General features: G+C 64.1%; 1 protein-coding gene. It reads left to right on the top strand.

The annotated features are described in order from the left end of the window. Positions 1 to 51: 51 nt before the first annotated feature. Positions 52 to 490 (top strand): IS66 family transposase (locus AC3IFE_RS01660; protein WP_489189400.1); only part of this gene is annotated, 439 nt, incomplete at its 3' end.

Here is a 490-nt window from a genome sequence, read left to right as displayed (position 1 = left end):
TGCCCATTTCCGTAAACCCACTAGGCGCGCCGCTCCGGTATGGTGGGCGGCATGGACGAACATGACTTCTCGCAATTGCCGCCGGCCGCTCAGGCCTATATCCGCGAACTGGAGGCGCGTAACCGACAACTAGGCGAACGCATCGCCCAGTTGGAGGAGCAATTCCGCTTGGCGCAGAGCAAACGCTTCGCACCGAGCAGCGAGAAGCTGAAGGACCGCGTATTCGACGAGGCCGAGCAGATGGCTGCGGCAGCGCCATCGGAAGACGCCGACGACGACGCGTTCGCGTTGCCGGACACAGGGTTGGCTGCGCCCGAGGAGTCGGAGCGGGGCAAGCGAGGCCGCAAACCGTGGCCGGCCGAGCTGCCGCGCCAGCGCATCGAATACGATCTACCCGACGATGAGAAGGTCTGTCCGTGCTGTCGCAGCGCGATGCATCGCATGGGCGAAGAAGTGAGCGAGCAACTTCACTTCGAAGTGAAGGCCTCCG

Source organism: Burkholderia sp. APQ4-4ca, assembly GCF_057837105.1.
The sequence above is the reverse complement of the archived record's forward strand: the minus strand, read 5'-3'. Positions and strand labels throughout refer to the sequence as shown.